Here is a 2,309-nt window from a genome sequence, read left to right as displayed (position 1 = left end):
CACGCTGTACTCACGCCGGCGAGGGCGCGCCACTGTCGACACTTGATTCATAGTCTCCATGATCTCCTTCGTGGGGACGATGCCTGATCATGGCGATCGATTCAACATGGGATTGCCGGACGCATACCCAGCTCACCGTTGAATGGCTAATGAGAAATTCGCCGGCTTGGCCATCCGCCTTTATTTGCCGGCAAGCTTCGGTCTCCGGTTTTGAGTTGATACCAACCTATTGCCGTTATGGAGGCAAAGAATTGCCGTGATGGGGCTGTGTGATTAAGTTAGTCCAAGTCCGGACGTTTCGATTGGCCGTGGCAACAAGCCCAAGGGGATGCACTGGCGCACGATTGAGCGATTGAAGGCCATCCATGATGCCAAGGTCCATGATTGTTCAGGCGGCATCATGGCGAGATTCGGAAAGTCAGTTGACATGCGGTACAGGATCAACCGGCCGACAGGTGACCTGTAGATTATTGGACTGGACTAAATGTCCCGCTCGCTGATTGGCGTCAAACGATGTGAATCGCCTCGGGGCGATTCAATGCGCCGCCGTACGCTTTACATGGGGTTGATCTAAATCAAATCAATGAACACTTGGGATATGACTAGCTTTACATTTGCTTTTAACCATACATACACTGATGAATACAAAGGCGCTCTGGCTATTTCTTGTTATGGGAGCAAATGAGGAGTAATGCAATGGACCACTTCAGTGAATGGTTAGATGTTGAAATGCATGCTGCTCTAGCAGCTATTGACAAAATTCCCTGTGAAAAAAGAAAGGGACATAACGTTGGGCTTCTCCGATTGAGGGCCAGGGAAATCGACTGCGCAAGGCGCATCTATTTGGAGTTCGAGTTGTGCAGTCACCACTCTGGGCGGTACTCGGCTGAACTTACACTGCATCAGACAACTCGCATTTAAAAATCTATACTGATGCCAATGCCTCAATGGTGTCCCCTCTGTGCATTCGTCCGCGTCTAGCAGTTGCAATTACCAAACATGGCGATTACAGTTACACTGTGCACTGAAACGAACAGTAGAGGGGTTTGTGCTGTGGAACCTGTGAACTTGGATACATTCAAAGTCAATCTAGGCAGGCAAATTAGGCGACTGCGAAAAGAGTCGGGAATGTCGCAAGAGGCATTAGCTGACCATTGCGGGGTTTTCCGCACCTATCTATCACGCATTGAACGTGGATCGGCGAATCCGTCCATTTCGATTATCGCCCTACTGGCTCTGGCTCTAGGCGTGGATGTGATCGAGCTATTCCGCAGTGATGCTTGAAGGCTGCATCGGCAGGAATATTCCTAGCTTTTGAGGCGTAATCTCGGTGCACCGATATAATCTTACACAGGAGTATCTAACCGAGGCTGCCATCTACTTTTCCATTGAAGACGTGTTCACAATGCTTGCGAATTCACGCAGCAAATCCGGGTAATTTTGAGTCAGAAAGCGAATCACCGCTTCATTGCAGGTGATTCGGGCAAGGTACCCCTTTATCAGTACGAGATTCAATACATCCTGACCATAGGAATGTTCGAGAATCTTGAACTGGCCTTCCACGTTCGACATCTCGCGCTCCATAATCGCCATCTGTTCCGGTGTAACACCTCGAATCTTTTTGGGCTTTTCATCGCCAACCAACATATTGGCTGGAGTTGCTGCATGGAGCGCGTTGGCGTAGGAGACAGTGATGCTATCACTGGCAATCATCAATTCCACACATTCAACCTGACGTGTTGGCTTCATCTTCCGAAGTACCGGGCTGAGACTTGCAGAGAAGTGTTTGTCCCGGAGTAGCCCCACGGCTTCCGCACATATGCCATCAAGAAGATTTAGCTTTTTCATGATGTGCTCAACATCAATGTCCAGCGAGTCTGAAAGCTTTGAAGGTGTGACTCCGCGATCTACAGCTCGCCGAATCATGAAGTGCTCTTGAATGGTCGACAATCGGTTCACTCGGTTGTTGTAGGTGTAGCTTTCATTATCGACTGCCATCAAGCATGGAGTATCAGTAAATCCAAGTTCACGCATGGCCAACATACGAATGTGACCATCAAGTACCACATGCATCCCACTGACGTTGTCAGCCTTGCCTATTGTCAGTGGCTCTATGAGACCAACTGCATTGATGGATGCGACGATCTGTTTGAACTTCTTTGAAGCTAACAACCCTTCAGGCGTATGCGTCCGGCCATCCCATATTGACCGCTGACCTCGGTCATGCCTGACAGTTAGACAGCAATGTCTTGCCAGCGGTGCGGCAGTAATTCCCCGATCTGGCTGGCCCGCTGTGTTGGTAGACGTGT

General features: G+C 49.5%; 2 protein-coding genes. One reads left to right on the top strand and one right to left on the bottom strand.

The annotated features are described in order from the left end of the window. Positions 1 to 999: 999 nt before the first annotated feature. Complete coding sequence (locus DIC66_RS23675) at positions 1,000 to 1,284, top strand: helix-turn-helix domain-containing protein (protein ID WP_117180451.1); 285 nt, start codon at positions 1,000 to 1,002, stop codon at positions 1,282 to 1,284. 93 nt (positions 1,285 to 1,377) lie between these two features. Here DIC66_RS23675 and DIC66_RS22670 read toward each other — a convergent pair whose 3' ends face one another. Beyond that, the gene (locus DIC66_RS22670) at positions 1,378 to 2,205 is read right to left on the bottom strand and encodes a plasmid partitioning protein RepB C-terminal domain-containing protein (RefSeq protein WP_233506085.1); all 828 of its coding nucleotides are present in this window, start codon (positions 2,203 to 2,205) and stop codon (positions 1,378 to 1,380) included. Positions 2,206 to 2,309 lie beyond the last annotated feature (104 nt).

The organism is Rhodoferax lacus (genome assembly GCF_003415675.1).
GTDB classification, from domain to species: Bacteria; Pseudomonadota; Gammaproteobacteria; order Burkholderiales; family Burkholderiaceae_C; genus Allorhodoferax; species Allorhodoferax lacus.
Note: the sequence above shows the minus strand (reverse complement) of the source record. Positions and strands in the feature narration are given on the sequence as shown.